The sequence below is a fragment of the Novipirellula caenicola genome, from assembly GCF_039545035.1.
In the GTDB taxonomy this organism is placed as follows: domain Bacteria; phylum Planctomycetota; class Planctomycetia; order Pirellulales; family Pirellulaceae; genus Novipirellula; species Novipirellula caenicola.
The window spans coordinates 862,738-882,446 of sequence record NZ_BAABRO010000002.1 but is presented as its reverse complement, the minus strand read 5'-3'; the positions used below and the strand labels follow the sequence as shown (position 1 = coordinate 882,446).

Below are 19,709 nucleotides of genomic sequence, written 5' to 3'. Positions count from 1 at the left end.
AAAAATGGAGAACGGTCCAGTTCTTGCATTTCCATCCTTGAAACTCTCCACCTGAACGCAAGCGGCGATTTTACCGTGTCAACAATTCGGCCCTTTTGCAATGTAGACTTACCGCGACTGGTGGATGTCTGGATCGATCACTGGTCTTGCATCGGCGTCGCGCCGCCGGTCGCGATGGCGACGATCGAGCAAGCCATTTTAGCTCGCACTTTTTTCGATCCCGCCAATCTGTTGGTCGCGCTTTCCGACGGCCAAGTGCGGGCTTGGTGTCACGTCGCGGTGGACCGTTATCCCGAAGAAACCGGTCAAAAGACCGATTTGGAAACGGGGTTCCAGCACGATCATATGGGGCGCATGCTGGCATTTTGCTTCTCGCCCAATGGGGGGCTCGAAGTCTGTGAACCTTTGTTGGCGGCGGCCGAGGATCGGGTCAAAGAGCTCGGCTGTCATTCGCTTCGCGTCGGTCTGGTTCGCGACGCCTATGACGGCTACGTCGGTTTGCCTCCGATCGGTCATGGCATCGGCATTCCCGAAGCGGACACTCGAACCAGTTCGCTGTTAACCGAGGCGGGCTACACGGCGAGCGATCCCATTTCGCGTTTAGTGGTCTCAACGAGCCCCTACCGGCCGCCGGTCAACCGCGAGGCGTTGCAGTTACGCCGGACCACGCGAGGCGTTCGCGAGCCTCGTATGCCGGTGGTTCCCCGATTGGCGTCAGCGTTTTCGCACTTTGACATCGAGCGTCACAAGATTGTGGACCATCGCACCGGCGAAATGTTGGCCGAGGTGGAACTTTGGTGCAGTGACGTCGAGGCTCAAGTGATGAATTGTGCCCACGCGATCCTCGATTTATCGCCATTGGCGGAAGCCGACCGGATGAGCGGGGCAGAAAGTTTTTTGATTGGCAGTCTGATTCAAACGCTCGCCGATCGCCGGATTTACACGGTCGAAACGGCCGTCAACAGCGATCGCAGCGAGCTGATTCGCCAATTAGAGACGCTTCAATTCGAAAATACAGAAAAAGGGCATCAGTGGCAAAAAAAATTGGTTTGAACGCAACACCGCTGATTTTTCCCTCCTAATTGGTCTTAGCGTCAGGATTTAGAGGCCAGAGAGGGTTTTGTTGCGATCGTCGCCTATTGACGAATTTTAGGTATTTCGCTTATTTTCTTTGGACACGCCGTTCTTTTGGCACAGGCTTTCGACATGGCACACGAAGCCGGATGCCCTTAGCCCCCCGAACGAGCGAACGCCAGCGTAGCTTCAATTGGCAGAGCATCGCATTCGTAATGCGAGGGTTGCGGGTTCAAATCCCGCCGCTGGCTTCTCAATTTAAGATTCAAATTTAATGTAAGTTTTGCTCGAAACTTACATCCATAGCTTAAACAGCTCGCGACAGGAGATGCTTCTCGATGAGTGATATCGAACTCGATGTGCTCGATTTGAAAGAGATGGTTCTGGCAAACAATTCGTTTGGTCCATCCGATGTCGCAGCCATTCGTTCTGCGATCACTGAGAATTACGGCCATTTCGGCGAACTTCGCGATGCCGTGAACGAAATGGAGACGGACGAATCGCTCAGTCCGGCAGCCAAGACCAAGATGGGCGTCTGTCTGTTTTTGCTCGGTAAATTCAAAGCGGCTCTGGAAACGCTGCAAAACGCGGACGGCAGCGCGATGGCGTTGTTTTATCAAGCACGCGCTCTGTTTGAATTGAGCCGCTACGACGAAGCGATCCCGGTATACCAACAAGCCCAAACCTCGGGCTACAACGCGGACGAATGCAACATCCGTATCGCCGAGGCTCATCGATACGCCGGCCGCACCGAAAAGTCGCTGGAAATTCTTGATAACATTTTCGGACCTGCCGAGCAGACGTCCGAATACATGTACCAACGTGCGGCGACGGTTTCCGCTGTCGGTGGCCGTTTGGAAGAGGCACTTGCTCTGTACCAACGCGCCGTGAACACCGACGAAAATCATGCGGGTGCGTTGTTCGGATTGGCACTCGAAAACGATCGGATGGGCAACGACGCCGAAGCACTGAAACTGTACGAGCGTGCGGCCAAGGCATTTCCGACCGGCATCGGGGCTTTGATCAATCTTGGTTTGATTTACGAAGACAACAACCAATTTGATCGTGCTCAGGCGTGTTATCGCCGAATCCTTGAATCGTATCCCGATCATCCGCAAACCAATCTGTATTTGAAGGATGCCGCGGCAACCGGCAACCTGCTGTACGACGAAGAAGCTCAGCGCCGCAACGATCGTTTGGCCCAAACGCTAAACATGCCCGTTGCTAACTTCGAACTCAGCGTGCGAAGCCGCAACTGTCTGCAGAAGATGGGCATCGACACGATTGGGGATTTGACGCGAACCAGCGAAGCCGAACTGCTAAGCAGCAAGAACTTTGGCGAAACAAGCTTGGTCGAAATCCGCGAAATGTTGACCAGCAAGGGACTTTCGCTCGGTCAATTTGCTCATGAAAAGAAGAGCAACGATCCACCGATCGACACCAGCCACATGTCGCCTGATGAGCAAGCGTTGCTCGAGCGTCCGATCTCGGATCTGAATCTGTCGGTTCGTGCTCGCAAGTGCATGGCGCGTTTGCAATTGAACACGATCGGCGAATTGGTTCGCAAAACGGGCGATGAAATGCTCGAGTGCAAGAACTTTGGGGTGACCAGCTTGAACGAAGTCCGTGAGAAGCTAGCCGATCTCGGAATCAAGCTTCGTGGCGACTGAGCCCGGTTCAATTTTTACGGGGCTTGATCCTGCGGCCAGCGATTACGCCGTTGCCGCAGTTGATCGCTTGCTCGAGACAGCGATCTCGAGCAACGCTTCGGACATCCACATTCAACCTCGCAAAGCGGGCTGGGATGTTCTGTTTCGCATCGACGGAGTTTTGTCGGTCGCCGATTGGATCCGTGGCGGCAGTGCCGGCGATCCGGTTACGCGGCTGATGGTCTTGGCGGGGCTGCCGACCTATCGCAGCACCCAACCGATGGAAGGCCGATTGAAATGGCGGGACGAAACCGCCGCGTCGAATGAGCCGCCTTCGTTACGGCTGAGTGTGTTTCCAACCGTGCATGGGCCTCGTGCGGTGCTGCGAGTGCTTCGCAAGGACGATCGGTTTGACACGCTCGATTCGCTTGGGCTTGATCCCAAAACCACTGCGAAACTCAAACAGCTGTGTTTGCAAACCGATGGTGCGATTTTGCTTTCCGGTCCCGCCGGCAGCGGCAAAACGACCACGATGTACAGCATGCTGCGAACGATCGCGGCGCAGAGGCCGCGGCGAAGCGTGATCACGATCGAAGATCCCGTGGAATCGGTGATCGATTCGATCAGCCAAAGCGAGCTCGATCCAAGTGGCGGGATGACGCTGGCGTCGGCGCTGCGAAGCGCCGTACGACAAGACAGCGAAGTGCTGCTTGTCAGCGAGATTCGCGATCCCGAGACCGCCGAAGCGGCGATGCAAGCGTCGTTGACGGGGCATCTCATTTTCTCGTCGTTGCATGCCACCGATGTCGCCGCAACATTGCGGCGAATGATCCAATTCGCAGTACCGAGTTACGCGTTACAGAGCGGGATTCGCGCGGTGGTAACCCAGCGATTGTTGCGGCGATGTTGCGATGCATGCCGAGACGACAATCAGGGCAACGGTGATCACCCGCAAGGCCGAAACGCATTGCAAGCGTCGGATTGCCAAGCATGTGTTGGCACTGGATATCGCGGCCGCGTGGCGGTCGCCGATTGTATCTTTTTCGACGGTTCGGATCCCGTCGGCGAAGCATTGTCCCGAGCGATCGATCGCGACGCCTCGGCGACACAGATGCGAACCGACGCCATCGACGCCGGATGGGTGGATCTTCGCAGTCAAGCTGAAACGCTAGCCCAACAGGGCATTACCGATATGACCGAAGTCTACCGAGTGCTTGGGGCAAACTAGGTTCGCGTATCGACGATGATGTCGGCAAGCGCATCACGCAGCGGATCGTCCTGAGGCCCGCAAAATCCCCAATGCTCGCGACGACGCCAACCTTCGGCGTACTGGAATTTGCCGCTCTTTTGCCCCATCTGCAAACTGAGATCGCGCATCGCCTGCAAATAGCTGTCCATGCCTTGGCTCTCATCGAGCCATTGTTTCTGGCTCGCATGACAAGCCAACGCTTCCACCTTGGTCTCGATCACATCGGTTTCGTCGACATACATGTGTGGCGTGATCCACTGGCCAAGCGGCGTGCGATGCCCCGGCGTTTGCGCGTGGTACACGGTGACGGGGTCCATGTAGACCGGCAACTCGGGATCACTTGGAAAATTTGGCATCCCATGCGCAAAGGCGGCGCTGACGGCCAAGCGGCAGCTAATCTCGTGGTCTTCCATGTAATCGACCGGCGAATGCGTCAGCACGATCGTGGGCTTTGCCTTGCGAACGATGGCGGCCACCTTTCGCAAGTTCGCGGGCGTGTAGGCGGCTTCCATGTCGGGAAAAATCGGCTCGTAAAACGTTGCCCCCATCACCTCGGCTGCGCGACGAGCTTCGGCGAGCCGTGTTGCAGCACAGGTCACAGGATCCATGGTCGTCGACCCCCGCGAACCATCGCAGAGATTAGCGTAGTGCAAATCCCAACCGCGCCGCGCCAACTGTAACATGGCGCCGGCCATGAAGAATTCAATGTCGTCCGGGTGCGCCGCGATGGCAAGAACAGCAGGCATCGTTTGGTTCTCGTTTAGGGGGGATCACGTGGTGAGGTGATCCCGTTTTACCAAACTTACTGCGCTGCGGCGACACTCACGCGGGCTTCATTGACTTTCCAATTCAATCTCAGCGCTGCGTTCGCCGTGGTTGGAATTGAGAGCGGTCCGGTCTAATTCGAACATCTTGCTCGCTGCAACCGGGCGAGGCCCCACGCCGCACCGCTACCCAAAGTAGATGGTATTGGGCGAGCGCCCCCGAAACGCTTGACGGCTTGTTGAATTTCTGAGCCGTGACGCGTAAGCGGCCGGGTCCCACGCACGACCCGGTGCCTTACGGCCCGCGGCTCAGCATAGCGATTTCCATTTGGATTAAATCAACAAGCCCGTTGTCGGGCTGTTGATTTAGTTGCACGACGGACTTCTTGGTCCGTCCAATGCATCATTGACGGACTAGGAAGTCCATCATACATCCCTTGCGGTAGGAAACTTCACTGAATCAACAAGCCGTTGACGAGTTCCGCATACGGGATGCTTCAAAGCGTTTCCGCTTCTAGCGTCGCGATGACGATGGTCGCGAAGCCATCTGTTGTTTCGGTCGCAACAGATAGACCTTGGGGTCGTCGACAATAAACGACGTGCTCCAGCGATGTCCGTCATCCGCACTACAGATGTTGTAGAAGAACGTTCGAAAACGCTCGGCGCGGTAATCGTAAGGAAATTGGCTGGTGATGTAGTCGTCTTCGGTCAGATCGTCGACGCCTTCGGACGCATAATAGTGGACCATCCCATCGGGAGTCACACTCATGCCAAGCGTCCACCAACCGGTCGTCGTGATTTGCGGACCACGGAAATCGCCACCGCGACGGTTGCTGCGAATTCGCAGGTAGGCGTAGTCGTTTTCACGATTTCCACCCTGGCTTTCGAACTCGATGAACATGCCGGGCCAATAGACTTCGTTCCCCATCTCTTCGACGGTTCGCTTGAAGATTCCGATCCCAATTTCTTTGTCGACCATCGCCGTGGTTTCGAGCGCTAAACGGAACCCGAAATGAGGCCCGCTGCGGTTTTCCCACTGAGCCACGGGTGGCAGGAAGACGCGAGTTGTCACGCTGGGGACTTCCGACACGTCGACACGTCGTTTCAGCCGGTATTGAACGTTGGCTACAAAGTCGTCTTGGTGCATCGTGCCACTGGGGCGACCGGGAATGCCAGTGAATCGAGACCGCAGCAACAATGCTCCTTCACTGCCAGGCAGACCTCCGGACGGCGTGCGAACGCGTTGGACAATGTCGGGATGACCGCGTTTGATCCCTTCGTACCAACGGCCATTCGTACTGCGCCCCATCGGGCTACGCTGGTTTTCGTCGATGTCCTCGGTGCTTTTCGGATCGTTGGGAACATAGTTCCAATTCGGATCTTCAAAGTCGTCGGCGACACCGACAATTTCGGTTCCGGTGCCCGGAACGACAGCTCGTTGAGCATGCGCGGATTGCATCGCTGTGCCACCCCACAGCAACATCGCGACAGTGCTAGCGATACGAATGTTCGTGATACGCATGTTTCGATCCATCCCTTGTGGCTCTGTTAACCAACAAAAAAGCCCATTCAACTTTTGGAAGATCTCGCACACGCATCCCACGTGCACGCTGGTCCTCCGCCCTTGCAGGAAGCAATCGGCATAATCGATACAATTTCTACAGCAAATCTGAACCGCTTCCTGCCGATTCCATCTGGACGCTCTCGCGTGATCCTGGTATTTCCCTAGCAACAAACCGAAGTTCACAAAACCATTGGTTGCTAGCAATTTGTTTGAATCATTGATTCAAGTCGACAAGTCGCGGTTGAAACCGTCACGACTTCGCAGCTAGCAAACCGCCCCTATTTTCTTGCCGTCGTCTAAGTCGTATATGAGCGTTTCCGATTCACGTTTGCTGCTATTTGACGACAACATCCGATCCATTGGCGGCCATTTTCTAGAATTGGCCACGTTGCTGATGGAAGGGGCAGCAGAGTTGGGCTACGAAACGCGGTTAGCAACCCATCAATCGTTTGACGGGTTTGATGCCATCAACCCAAAATTCCACGTCGAGCAAGGCTTTCGTGCGCGGCGAATGATCCATTGGTCGCTCGGAGTCGATGGCCGCTCGAAAGTGCGACGCAGTGTCGAGGGTCACAACATCGGTGGCAGCAAGTGGCAAAACGCATGGCAGAATCTGCGTGATCCATTTTCACGGCCCGATCGCCATCCGCGAGTGATGCTGGAACGATGGTCGGACGATTTTCTGAAACTTTTGCGTCACTGGGACGCCACCGACAAAGACACGCTGCTGATCAATACGGCGGACGATTTTGTCATGCTGGCACTCGCACGCGCTTTAAAACAATTGCCCGGTGATAAACCGTTAACGATCCACGTCGTTTTCCATTTCGCGGTGTTCGATTCGCAAACGTCGCTATCCCAGCGGCAGCAATTTGGCGATCAAGTCAACGATGCGATGAAGCAAATGTCGCCGCACCACATTCACTTGCATGCCACCACCGCGGCACTTTCAAAGCAGTTGGCCGAAGTCGGGGTTGTCGCCAATGCGATTCCCTACCCGACTCGATACCGAGCACCGCGGTTCCGCAGCAGCGAATCGCCACGATACAAAATTGTCTTGGCGGGAACCCCGCGAGCTGAGAAGGGACGACGAGTCATTCCCGCGGTGCTATCGAAGATTCACGGTCCGCATCTGGCCAGCGGCCGCTACCAAATGTCGATGCAGATGCCTAGCAAGCGTTGGAAGCGGATGATTCCCAAACCGATGCAATCCACGTACGAACAAACCCTTGCGGCGTCATCGATGCCGGATTCGATGCCGCAATCCGCCGCCGATTCTTATTTCGAAATCACGTCGTCGGACATGCCCGCCGCCGAATACCATCGCTGGTTAGACACGGCGGATGTGGGGCTGTTCCTGTACGACGCCTCACGTTACGTGGCCCGCTGCAGCGGCGTGCTTTTAGAGATGTTTATCCGCGGCGTTCCCGTGGTGGTTCCTGACCACTGTTGGTTGGCCGACCAAGTTCGTGCCGCCGGTGGCAACGGATCCGTGGGTTACATCTACGAGTCGATCGACCAGATCCCTGATCTGCTTGACCAAATGCATCACCAATACGAAGCCATCCGCTGGCGTGCGCGGCACCATGGCATGGCAATCGCCAAGCGGCATCGTAGCACGAACACGCTCATCCAAATGGGGATCCGACCCGCGGGATCGATTCGCCACAAGCAGGCCGCCTAGCTGCAACCGGAACAAACGGAATCCAACATGCAATTGAAACACGTCGTCCGGTTTCCGGTTGATATCCGCCGAGCTCAAAAAATCCTGGCCTCGCGAGTGACGTCGACGGCTGCACTGACCGAGCGTCCGATTGCACTGGACCTCTACACCGACCAAATGCTGTTCGATTGTGGCCGCCATTTTGCATCGTTGGCGCACCACAGTCGCGAAATTGGATCTCCGTTTTTCGTCCGCGGCAGTCGATTGTTGCTCGCCAGCGTCGCTCGCAAGATTCACGGCGCCGAAATGTTAGCCGAAGAACACGCCACGTGGCTTCGGCCCAATGCACCACTGCCAACCGATGCGGTAGCGTTGTGCGACGTGCCGGTTTCGCAGGCGAAGCGGACGGGGATGGGAGCTCGGCAAATCGAAATGATGATCGGCCGAGATATTTTGCCACAGCGTCCGGTAATGCCCTATCCGATGCATCCGGCAACCCTTCGTCATTCGGACACGGAATCGCGAGTGGCGCTGCGATCCAAGTTCACTCGCGAGGCGATCCTGTTTGCCGGCAGCCAAAAATCAAAATACGGCCACCAAAAGATGAAGCAATCCTTTGGAGTGCTGAGCCGGTTGCACATTTTGCAAGTGCTAAGCGAATTTGCCGCCAATGACGTGGCGATCCCGATTCGGCTGCAAGACAGCGCCGAAACCCCGATTGCGTCTTCGCAGTGGTTGCCATTTCTGGCACAACATCGGTTCTTTGTCTGTTGTCCCGGTGCGGCCCAGCCGATGTGTCATAATTTGATCGAAGCGATGAGCGTCGGCACGATTCCGCTAATTGAATACGGCGATCGATTGCGTCCGCAATTGACCGACGGCGAAAACGCGATCTGTTTCCGCGGAGCCGACGGTTTACGCGATGCGATCAAGCGGATCCAACAACTTCCCGAGTCGCGGTTGGATGCAATCTCGCGATCCGCAGCCGCGTTCTATGACGAACACCTGTGCGGCAAAACGTTTCTGGCGGCCGTTCGTGATGAGACACTCGATCTGACCGAAGGTCAAATCGTGATGCCATTTCACAGCGAGAACTTTTTCACGCTAACGCGTCCTCAAGTGGCGTAGTGATTTACCGCGAGTGCAACGATCCACGCTCTGAGCGAGCGTAGATACAATAGGGCAACTGCCGTGTTTTGCCGCCACGAATTGCTTCACAGCGTTTTACTACAGCGATTTGCTACAGCGCTTCGCTGCCTTCGAGCATCGTGACTTCGGCTCCGTCCAAGAAGCTGACCAACGATTTAGCACGATACGGTTGCTGTAGTTTGCGAACCGCCTTGCTTTCGATTTGGCGAACGCGCTCACGGGTGACCTTAAAGATCCGTCCGACCTCTTCGAGCGTGTAGGTGTAGCCGTCGGCTAGCCCGTAACGAAGTCGCAAGATTTCACGTTCACGGTAGTTTAGCGTTTCCATGGCGAGATCGATTTGCGTTTTCAATGCTTCCCGATTGGTTTCCAGCAACGGATCATCGTCACGATAATCCTCGAGGAACTCACCAAACACGCTGTCTTCGTGGTCACCGATTGGTTGGTCCAACGACAACGGTTGTCGACTCATCTTCAGAATCACGCGTGTATCTTCGAGCGGCAAACCGCTGCGATTGGCCACTTCTTCGGCGGTGGGTTCGCGTCCGTTCTCTTGGACCAAATCACGAGTGATCTGACGAATCTTGTTCATCGTGTCGATCATGTGAACTGGCACACGAATGGTACGGCTTTGGTCAGCGATCGCTCGCGTGATCGCTTGCCGAATCCACCAGGTGGCGTACGTGCTGAATTTGTAGCCTCGAGCGTGTTCAAATTTATCGACTGCTCGCATCAGTCCCGTATTGCCCTCTTGGATCAAATCCAGGAACGAAAGACCGCGATTACGATACTTTTTGGCGATCGAGACCACCAAACGCAGGTTACCTGCGGACAAAACTCGCTTGGCCGCATCGTAGTCTTCGCTGAAATGGTCACATCGTTTGACGCGTCGAGCGAGCGTGAGGGGGGTTTCGAACGTCAACCGCATCAAATAATGGAGCTCGCGGTGCAGTTCCTCTTCGCTTGGCATCCCGGGCATGGCCAACAATTCTGGGTTGCCGAGGATGGATTGGATTTCGAGCATCCGATTCGCAGCGACGCGAAGCTTTTCGAACAACGGTTGCAGCCGGTTGGTTCGCAGATTCATTTCTTCGATCAAGCGAACAGCCTTGTTGCGACGCACCACAAGGTTTTTCCATGCCGCACGGCGTTGCCGCATCGGCAAACGCTTGTTGACGGCCGTCATGTAGTCGGCACGGTTGCGACGTAGCAAGTGCTGCAGTGTGCGGACGTTGGGCACGATCCGTTTCATGATCGCTTTCTTTTCCGCCGCATTGGTCACGCTGACTTCGATGGTGCGATCCAGACGCAGTTTCTTGTCTCGCACCTGCTCCAAAAGTTTTAAGGAACCTTGCAGCATGAAGTCGGTCGCTAACATCCAATGACGATAACGCTCGCGAGTTTTTTCGATCTGTTTGGCGGCCGAGACTTCTTGATCACGACTGAGCAATGGGATCTGGCCCATTTGCATCAAGTACATGCGAACAGGATCCTCGGTGGGGTCGGTATCGGTCTCGACGCGACGAGCCGCTAATTCGGTATCCTCGTCGCTCGCTGCTACTGCATCTTCGTCTTCCGCATCCACATACTGTTCTCCCATCACGCGAGTACGTCGCGTAACGGATTCCTCCGCATCATATGCATCATCTTGAAGACTGCGACGGCTGAATTTCTTTCCCATCAAGCTCTCCTCGGCACCCGTGTCAAAAACGTCGGTAACGTTCGAAAGGAACCAAGCAGTATCGGTACCAGCGGAGGCGTCGGGCATCGCATAAATCATGGCAAACCGTTGTCAGTGAATAGTTTAGGTCAATTAGATAAGGGGGATCCGGGCCCCAGCGTGTTTCCGAAAAACAACGGTTCGGTGTTGCACAAAAACAACAATGTGTTGCGCAACCCACACCCTGGTGGGACAATCTCGAGGCAAATCAAGCGTGAAGCTCCCCGCGTTTGAATCGTAGGTTACGTTTTGGCCGCACTACACGAATCTCGCGAAACGTTTTAGACTAAAGCGTGGCTGCGATTCGGGTGGTGAAGCCGGGTGGTCAACTGACGATCGCTGGCAGCGACCACCGAGTGCTTGGTGCAGCCGTTTAACCCGTCCCACGCATCCGCGTCGAACCTCGATCCAATCCTCCCATGCCCGACCACTTCGATTGGATTGATTCCACTACCTTTGCCGCCCCTGATGTCGCACGGCAGAACGCCCAGCGAATTTGGGCGTTAGAGGTGCCACGTGACCTGTTGATCTCGCTACAGGAGCGGTTGGTCGAGCAATTCCCTCAGCTGGGCGACGCTGATGCCGTGCTCGATTCGTTGGCTTGTTTTCTGACCGCGGCGGCTGCGCCGGAATCATTGCTCGAGTTGTTCCGAAATGATGCTCGAGCGTTACCGTCGCTGCTGCAAATTTTCGCAACCAGCCCTCGGCTGACGCATCATCTGATCGACGATCCCGATTTCTTTCAGACGCTTCGTCAACAAGACGGACAAGTGGTCGACCGCAGCGAGTTGGTGGACCGGCTGTACCAATGCATGTCCGAGATCGAAGATTTCGACGAAGCATCGGCTCAAATCCGTCAGTTTTTGATCCGAGAAACAAGCCGGATCATCTATGGCGAGTTCGCTCGATCGATGGTTCCTGAAAAGGTCGGACGCCAATTGACCTACGTTGCCGACGCCGTCGTGCAATCGAGTCTCGATTTTCTGCTTCGTTATCTACCGAAACTTCGCGACACCCCGGTCATGCCCAGCGGCAATACGCCGCAAGTCACGTTGATCGGGCTCGGCAGTTTTGGTGCCGAAGAAATGAGTTATGGCGATTCGCTGCAGCTGATCTTTCTGTACGACCGTATCGACCCGTGGAACATTACGCACCGCGAGTACTATGACTTGTTGGTCAGCGAATTCATTCGCCTGCTGCACTCGGACACCCCGCTTGATGACGGTTACAACATCGATCTACGGCAGAGCCCGATGTATGAAACCGGCACTCGAATATGCAGCTCGTTCGAAGCCGCACGCATCTTCGAGACGTCGGGGCGGACGTGGCAGCGAATCGGATTTATCAAAGCACGCGTGGTCGCAGGCTCGCAAACGCTCGGCGAAGGATTTTTGACGCGGCTGCAACCTTGGATTTTTCGCCGCTTTATCAGCCGTAGCGACCTAGCCGAAATTCAAACCCTGCAACACAAACTTGAACGACGCACGTTAACCTCGAGCGACGCAGCGTCGGCGTCGGCAGAGCAGAAGCCGTGTAATGTGCTTCGCAATCCCGGCGGCCGTGGCGACATCCAACGCACCATTCAATTTCTGCAACTGCTGCACGGCGATCGGCTACCCGAAGTCCGCCATGCGAACACCTATGATGCATTGATCGGATTGGAACGCGCTGGATGCGTCACACATGAAGAAGCGTCCTTGTTGTCGGAAAACCACGCGCGATTATGTCGATTGCAACACCAAGTCGCGGTGATGTTCGAAAAACTCGACGACCAAGTGCCGACCGATCCCGAGCTAACCAAGCGATTGGCATGGCAATTGGGGATCCGTGACCCCAAGACGAAACAGGGTGACGTAGCGAAGTTTCGCAAACAGCTCGAAGAGGTGTTTGACGTCAATTGCCGCATGATCAACCACTTGATGCTGGACGCTCCGGATGACGGGTCTGCGGTCGCCATCGAAACGGAATTGATGCTCGATCCCGATCCGGCAGCCGAAACGATCACGCAAGTGTTATCCAAACACAAACTTTCCAATGCGGCCCGCGCGTTCGAGGATTTGATTGCGTTAAGCACCGAATCGGTACCATTTTTATCGCCGCATCGGTGTCGCCACTTCTTTGCTCAGATTGTTCCCTCGCTGCTGTCAGAGATTTCGCAAACTCCGCATCCCGACAAAACGCTGGCTTCGCTAACACGTGTGGCAGATTCGATTGGTGCCAAAGCCACATTGTGGGAACTGCTTGGAACCAATCGGCCGACGATGAAAATGGTGGTGCGTCTGTGTGCGTCGGCTCCCTATTTGGTCGAAATTCTGACCGACAACCCTGGGATGATCGATGAACTGATCGATTCGTTGCTGATGGATCGGCTGCCATCGGCCGAACGACTTGACAGCCAATCGATCGAGCTGTGTCGCGGAGCTCAAGAGATCGACGCAATCTTGCACAGTTTTAAACAGAGCGCCCATTTAACGATCGGTGTTCGCAATATTTTGGGCAAAGAAACCTTGGCCGCCACGCAACAAGCGATCGGCGATACAGCCGAAGCGTGTATCCGCCGGATCATCGAATTCGAACAAGAGCGATTGGCCGCGCAATACGGCGACCCGGTTAGCGAAGACGGCGAAAAGGCCGAGATGATTGCCGTGGCCCTGGGAAAATTGGGCGGCCGTGAACCCAATTACCACAGCGACTTGGACGTGGTGTTCCTGTATTCGGCCGATGGCGAAACACGCCGACGCGTCGGGGGGCCTCGTTCGACCACGACCAACCGCAGTTTCTTTAACCAATTGGCCCAACGAGTCATCGAACGGATCAACGCCCCCGGTCCGAAAGGCCGCATGTATGAACTCGATGGACGGCTACGACCAACAGGCGAAGAGGGTGTGTTTGCCGTATCCACCGAAGACTTTCTGAATCGGTTTCGGCAGCACGAGGCACCGCTTTGGCAATGGCTGGCGATTTGCAAAGCACGATCGATCTCGGGGTCGCGAACGAATCGGACTCGGTTTGACAACGCTGTTGCGACGCTGTTAACGGAGGCTCCATGGACATCCGAAACGGCGAAGGAAATTCGTAAGATCCGGACTCGCATGCAAGAAACCGCTACCTCAGGAAACTTGAAACGAGGCGAGGGGGGGACGGTGGATGTCGAGTTTGTCGCACAGATGCTGACGCTGAAACATGCTGCCGATTCGCCGAAGATCACGCACTGCAATACGACCGTTTCGCTGGAACGACTTGCCGAAGCGGGACACTTACCCGAAGACGAGGCTTTGCAGCTGATTGCGGGTTATCAAACGCTTCGCGGTGTCGAGATTAATTTGCGGTTGATGAAAACGCCTCATCGTCATGCCTTGCCGGAACTCGATTCGCTGATGAAAAACTTGGCGTTTTTGATGAACGAAAGCGATCACAAGATGATCCAAACCGCGTGTGATCAGGCACGCCAACGAAATCGCCGACTGTTCAATCGCATTTTTGATCGTGCTTAAACGTGCTCACTCCAATCGGACCCCAAAACGTTGATGTCAGATTCACCCTTGATTCGCTCTCCCAACGACGCTTTAGGTCACCCGCTGCTGGACTCGCTACGCGACGGAGCGACGCGATGGAATCACGTCCAAGATTGGCCCGCTGAACCGCTGCGTCAGTGTGCTGATGCGGGTGTTTTCCGCTGGTTCTTGCCCGAGGAATCCGGCGGGCTGGGGTGGAGCGATGAAGAACAGACTCGCGGCTACCTGTTGCTTGCGGCAGCCGATCTGACCACCACGTTCATTATCACTCAGTTGATGGGATCGATCCGCCGGATCGCGGGCAGCGAAAATCCAGCTCCCGCTGAACGTTGGCTAGAAAAATTGGTTAGCGGCGAAGCGTTTGGGACCGTCGGAATCAGCCATCTGACGACCAGCCGACGTCACCTCGCCAAACCGGTCCTGTTGGCCACCGAGACCGCCGACGGTTTTGTATTGGATGGCATGTCCCCTTGGGTCACCGGAGCTCCGCACGGAGACGTTTATGTGATCGGGGCCACGATGGAAGACGGCCGAGAATTGCTCGCCGCCGTGCCACGATCACTCGACGGGGTCCGACCGTCACCGGGAACCGAGCTGGTTGCGTTGTCCGCAAGCTGCACCGACAAATTGGTGTTGGATCGAGTCGCGATCGACGAATCGATGTTGATCGCCGGACCGATCGAAAACGTGATGCAGACCGGCACTGGTGCTGGGACCGGTGGGTTGCAAACGTCCACGCTGGCGGTCGGGCTTTCCAATGCCGCGATTGATTTTTTGATTCGCGAGGCGCTCAAACGACCCGATCTGCAGAAGGTCGCCGATGAGATGCAATCCGAAGTCCTGTCGCTCGAAAACGATTTGCTTCGTGCGGCCGCGGGCGACTCAACCTGCGACGCTGCCGAAATTCGCGGGCGGGCGAACCGGATGGTGTTGCGCGCGACGCAAGCGGCGTTGACTGCCGCCAAGGGTGCCGGGTTCGTGGATGGGCATCCCGTGGGCAAGTGGTGTCGCGAAGCCCTGTTCTTTCTGGTCTGGAGCTGCCCGCAACCGGTCACCCAAGCCTACTTGTGCGAGCTGGCCGGAATCCAAGAGTAACGCTGCAGTCGGCATCAGAGACGGCTGATGTTGCACAACATCATCGCAATATGGTTCGCCGTTCATGACATCGTCCTGAATCACCTCGGTTGGCGACCTTCGCCAGAAAGTGGTGATTCGCATGCGTCTTGCAACGATTCTAGCTTGGCCATGCTCTGGTGAGCGTAGCTACGGTACGCCAATGGCTACGCAACGCAAATGCCGTAATTTGTCGGCTCGAAGTCCTTCATAGCGTTGGCCAAACGCGACTGTAGCTCGCGACGAACAGCAATAGATGCACTGCTAGCAAACTGGCGGCGGCGATACGCAGGTGCGAATAGAGTCCAAAAATGCTGAGCAGGCAGCCGAGTCCTGCCACAAGGGTTCCCCCGGCTGGAAACCAAACCGTCCCCCCCAATGCAAACATCACGACCAAACCAGCAGCGGCCACCGCACCGATCGACGTGTAGCGAAGCGGTGTGGCTTGGAAATAGACATCCTCGGGACGAACCGGCTGCGGCGCGGGCTCCGGTTCCTTGGCAAACGGAGAACCGACTCTAATTTCCGGATCATGCGGACTCACCGCCCGCTCGTCGACCGGACCGCTGGCGTTGGTTGCTTCGTTGACAGCCGCCAGCGAAGCCATGATTGGTTGCTCGTTTTCAGTCGGCGGCTCGTTCGAAATCGGCAGCGTTGGGTCATCATGATGTGCCGCTGCAGAGTCGTCTTTCATCGTGATCGCTTGGCAAGAAGAGTGGAGGTGAAAATTGTCAAAAACGAAGCTGGTTTTACAAAACAATGGCTCGTAAATGTTGCCACTTTTGGGTCGTGGTGGCTATCTTAGGACTATCGGGATTCCATCGTACACTCTCTGCCTTGTCGAGACCGCCTTGAAACCGTTCAAATCTGCAATCTTACCCCTCGCGTTCTGCTGTGTTGGTTTCGGTCTCTGTCTGAATTCGGTCGCATTCGCGGTGGAATCCGCTGCGACAAAGCCGCTTGAGCCCGAGGTGGCCGAAGCATCGGGCGAAGCCAAAGAGGCAATGCAGGGGGTGGCGGTCAAAGAGGGGTGGGCGATTGATTTGTTCGCTGCCGAACCGATGGTAGCCAATGTGGTCGCCTTTGACATCGATCATCAAGGCCGAATTTTTCTTGCAGAAACCTTTCGGCAAAACCGTGGAGTGACCGACAACCGGGGGCACGATGACCAATGGTTGTTAGCCGATTTGTCGGCCCAAACCGTGCAAGATCGTATCAACTATCACCGCAGCCTGCTCGGCGATGCGGCGATCACCTACGCTCAACATGACGATCGCATTCGCCGCCTAGTCGATACCGATGGTGACCACAAAGCCGACCGCAGCGATTTGTTCGCCAACGGCTTTCATCAGCTCGAAGAGGGCACCGGCGCCGGGGTGCTTGTTCGTGGCAACGATGTCTACTACACCTGCATCCCTCGTCTTTGGAAACTGAATGACAAAGACGATGACGGCGTCTCGGACCAGCGTGTGGCGTTGTCCGATGGTTACGGTGTCCGCGTCGCGTTTCGCGGCCATGATATGCATGGGTTGATCAAAGGTCCCGACGGACGGATCTATTTCTCGATCGGCGATCGTGGGTATCACGTCACCACCGGCGATGGGAAAGTGTTAGCCAATCCAGCTGTCGGAGCCGTGTTCCGCTGTGAACCCGATGGCAGCGGATTGGAAGTCGTTTGCAACGGGCTGCGGAACCCGCAAGAGTTGGCGTTCAACGAGCTTGGCGATTGGTTCACCGTCGATAACAACAGCGACAGTGGCGACAAGTCCAAGGTTTTTCACTTGTTGGAAAAAGCCGACTATGGATGGCGGATGTATTACCAATACTTGCCCACGCGAGGCCCCTACAACGAAGAACGCTTGTGGGAACCGATGCATCCCGAGCAAGCCGCTTATATCGTCCCAGCGATTGCCAATTTCACCGACGGCCCGAGCGGTTTGGCTTATTACCCCGGCACCGGGTTTGGCGATGACCTGAAGGACACGTTTTTGATTTGCGACTTTCGTGGCACCCCGAGCACCAGCGGCGTGCGGTCGTTCAAGTTGACTCCCCAAGGAGCCACGTACTCGTTTGGCAAGGAAGCACAACCGGTTTGGTCGGTGTTGGCCACCGATGTCGGCTTCGGCCCCGATGGCGCGATGTATGTCAGCGATTGGGTGGATGGATGGGATGGAGTCGGCAAGGGACGCATCTACCGACTAACCCATCCCGAACATCGCGAATCAGAGATTGTCGCCGAAGTCCAATCGATCTTGGCAAGCGATTGGTCCAAGCGACCGGCGGAACAGCTGACAACGGATTTGAGTCATCGTGACCAACGCGTGCGTTTGGAAGCGCAGTGGGAACTTGCCGGCCGAGGCGAATTGGCGGCGTTGTTAGCGGTTGCCACCGATGCCAAGCAATCGATGCTGCCGCGACTGCACGCCATTTGGGGTGCCGATCAAATCGCCCGGCTCGATAGCGCGAAAAAAGGCGAAGTGGTGTCCGCATTGATGCCGCTAGCGACCGACAGCGACGCGGTCCTCCGCGCGGCGGTTGCCAATGTGTTGGGCGAACGGGGTGATGCAAGCTCCGTCCCTGCGCTTGAGAAAATGCTATCCGACGATTCGCTCCGCGTCCGCTATTTTGCCACGATGGCGTTAGCGAAATTGAAAGCGGGATCGGCAATGCCGCTGGTGATTCAAATGATTGCCGAAAACAATCATCGTGATCCCGTGCTACGTCATGCAGGACAAGTCTATTTAGCGAACGGATGCACAGCAGACTCGTTGGTCAAATTAAACAAACACGAAAACGCTGCGGTGCGGCGTAGCGCCGTGGTGGCACTGCGGCGAATGAAGAGCGGTGAAGTCGCTAAATTCCTGGCCGACGAAAGCACCTTGATCACCCTCGAGGCGGCTCGTGCGATTCATGACGAACCGATTCCCGTGGCACTCGCTTCGTTGGCCTCGTTGATCGAAACGCCTTCGGCAAACCTGCCACTACTGCGGCGAGTCATCAACGCGAATTATCGTCTAGGCACTTCCGCCAGCGCGACGGCGCTTGCCAAGTTCGCTTCTCGCATGACCACTCCCGAAGCGATGCGAATCGAAGCGTTGGATGCGTTGGTGAATTGGACCAATCCCGACCCACGCGATCGCGTCCTCAATGACGTTCGGCCATTGACCGAACGCAACGCCGCCGATGCGGTGGCAGCGATCGAATCGCAAATCGACACATTGATGGCATCCAGCGAAGCGGTCCGCGAAAAGACCGTCGATGTCGCGTCGAAGCTTGGCATCAAGAAGATCGCTCCGACCTTGATCGCCCGTGTCAACGACACCACCCAGTCGGTGCGGGCTCGCGGATCGGCGCTTTCGGGGCTGGCGAAACTGGATCCGTCACAAGCCGTGAAATTGGCCAAAGAAATTCGCTTGGTTCCCCCCAGCACGCTGGCCGAAGCCGCGCTGAAGGTCCTGGCGGCACATGACTTGGGGGCTTCGACCGAAGTCTTTATTGCGGCGACTGAAAGCCGCGGCACCGCGCTGCAACAATTGGCGTGGGATACGCTAGCGAAATCCGACGATCCGCGGGCAATCGAAGCCATCCAAGCGGCGGTCAAACGCTATACCTCAGGCGAATTGGATCCCGAGGTACAACTGAATGTGATCGAGGCAGCCGAAGCGTTGCTTGCCAAAGGCAAGTTGCCCGAAACGGTTGGCGAGACATTAAAGAGCTACCAAACCACGCTCGCTGAAAAGGATCCTCTCGGCCCATGGTTGCCTTCGTTACAGGGGGGGAATGTAAACCGAGGCAAGGCATTGTTTGCCAAGACTGAATTATCGTGTGTCCGCTGTCACAAGGTCGATCGCGCCGGTGGCGAAGTCGGTCCTAATTTGACGACCATCGGCAAAGAGAAAGACGCCCGTTATCTGCTAGAAGCAATTTGTTTGCCCAATGCAGCGATCGCAAAGGGGTTTGAAACCGCGGTCATCGCCAACGAGGACGGACAAGTCGTGACGGGAATCGTCAAAAACGAAACCGACGATTTTGTCGAGCTCATCCAAGGGGATGGTGCCCTACAACGTGTGTTTCAAGATGAGATTGTGGCGCGTCGCACGGGAAAATCCGCGATGCCCGATGACTTGCTTAAACAGATGTCGGCACGTCAACTGCGTGACCTTGTCGCGTACTTGGCCAGTCTAAAGGTCGATCCTCGCTCACCAGGCGACGTCGAATAGCCGTGCAGGTGCTCGCGATGCAACTTGAT

The 19,709-nt window shown here is 56.0% G+C and carries 12 protein-coding genes and 1 tRNA gene; 9 read left to right on the top strand and 4 right to left on the bottom strand.

The features are described from left to right. The first annotated feature begins 120 nt into the window (after nt 1-120). From ABEA92_RS07090 to ABEA92_RS07075, 4 genes are all read left to right on the top strand, one after another. The gene (locus ABEA92_RS07090; protein ID WP_345683105.1) at nt 121-1,053 is read left to right on the top strand and encodes a hypothetical protein; all 933 of its coding nucleotides are present in this window, start codon (nt 121-123) and stop codon (nt 1,051-1,053) included. A 198-nt stretch (nt 1,054-1,251) separates the two neighbouring features. Continuing rightward, nucleotides 1,252-1,325, top strand: a tRNA-Thr gene (locus ABEA92_RS07085). 87 nt (nt 1,326-1,412) lie between these two features. After that, nucleotides 1,413-2,744 carry a DNA-directed RNA polymerase subunit alpha C-terminal domain-containing protein gene (locus tag ABEA92_RS07080; protein ID WP_345683104.1) on the top strand — a complete coding sequence of 444 codons (1,332 nt, stop codon included), beginning with the start codon at nt 1,413-1,415 and terminating at the stop codon, nt 2,742-2,744. After that, nucleotides 2,734-3,951, top strand: coding sequence for a GspE/PulE family protein (locus ABEA92_RS07075; RefSeq protein ID WP_345683103.1), 1,218 nt, complete (start codon nt 2,734-2,736; stop codon nt 3,949-3,951). Before ABEA92_RS07080 ends, ABEA92_RS07075 begins: the two co-directional genes overlap by 11 nt. On the opposite strand, the gene ABEA92_RS07070 is transcribed toward ABEA92_RS07075, so the two are convergent. Continuing rightward, a complete protein-coding gene (locus tag ABEA92_RS07070) occupies nt 3,948-4,718 on the bottom strand; it encodes a PIG-L deacetylase family protein (protein WP_345683102.1) in 771 nt (256 codons plus the stop codon). The two genes, ABEA92_RS07075 and ABEA92_RS07070, sit on opposite strands and share 4 nt — an antisense overlap. A 532-nt stretch (nt 4,719-5,250) precedes the next feature. Next, nucleotides 5,251-6,258 (bottom strand): hypothetical protein, encoded by a 1,008-nt coding sequence (locus ABEA92_RS07065; RefSeq protein WP_345683101.1) that lies wholly within the window; start codon nt 6,256-6,258, stop codon nt 5,251-5,253. A gap of 349 nt (nt 6,259-6,607) precedes the next feature. Here ABEA92_RS07065 and ABEA92_RS07060 point away from each other — a divergent pair, with 349 nt between their 5' ends. Together ABEA92_RS07060 and ABEA92_RS07055 are read left to right on the top strand one after the other, a co-directional pair. Continuing rightward, nucleotides 6,608-7,984: a hypothetical protein gene (locus ABEA92_RS07060; protein WP_345683100.1), complete on the top strand. Its 1,377-nt coding sequence runs from the start codon at nt 6,608-6,610 to the stop codon at nt 7,982-7,984. 27 nt (nt 7,985-8,011) lie between these two features. Beyond that, a complete protein-coding gene (locus ABEA92_RS07055) occupies nt 8,012-9,091 on the top strand; it encodes a hypothetical protein (protein WP_345683099.1) in 1,080 nt (359 codons plus the stop codon). 112 nt (nt 9,092-9,203) lie between these two features. Here ABEA92_RS07055 and ABEA92_RS07050 read toward each other — a convergent pair whose 3' ends face one another. After that, nucleotides 9,204-10,892, bottom strand: coding sequence for a sigma-70 family RNA polymerase sigma factor (locus tag ABEA92_RS07050; RefSeq protein WP_345683098.1), 1,689 nt, complete (start codon nt 10,890-10,892; stop codon nt 9,204-9,206). 359 nt (nt 10,893-11,251) lie between these two features. Here ABEA92_RS07050 and ABEA92_RS07045 point away from each other — a divergent pair, with 359 nt between their 5' ends. Further along, nucleotides 11,252-14,326: a [protein-PII] uridylyltransferase family protein gene (locus ABEA92_RS07045; protein ID WP_345683097.1), complete on the top strand. Its 3,075-nt coding sequence runs from the start codon at nt 11,252-11,254 to the stop codon at nt 14,324-14,326. 33 nt (nt 14,327-14,359) lie between these two features. Further along, complete coding sequence (locus ABEA92_RS07040; RefSeq protein ID WP_345683096.1) at nt 14,360-15,442, top strand: acyl-CoA dehydrogenase family protein; 1,083 nt, start codon at nt 14,360-14,362, stop codon at nt 15,440-15,442. Nucleotides 15,443-15,668: 226 nt separating this feature from the next. On the opposite strand, the gene ABEA92_RS07035 is transcribed toward ABEA92_RS07040, so the two are convergent. Next, nucleotides 15,669-16,154 (bottom strand): hypothetical protein, encoded by a 486-nt coding sequence (locus tag ABEA92_RS07035; RefSeq protein WP_345683095.1) that lies wholly within the window; start codon nt 16,152-16,154, stop codon nt 15,669-15,671. A 157-nt stretch (nt 16,155-16,311) separates the two neighbouring features. Here ABEA92_RS07035 and ABEA92_RS07030 point away from each other — a divergent pair, with 157 nt between their 5' ends. Continuing rightward, nucleotides 16,312-19,680 carry a PVC-type heme-binding CxxCH protein gene (locus ABEA92_RS07030; protein ID WP_345683094.1) on the top strand — a complete coding sequence of 1,123 codons (3,369 nt, stop codon included), beginning with the start codon at nt 16,312-16,314 and terminating at the stop codon, nt 19,678-19,680. Nucleotides 19,681-19,709 lie beyond the last annotated feature (29 nt).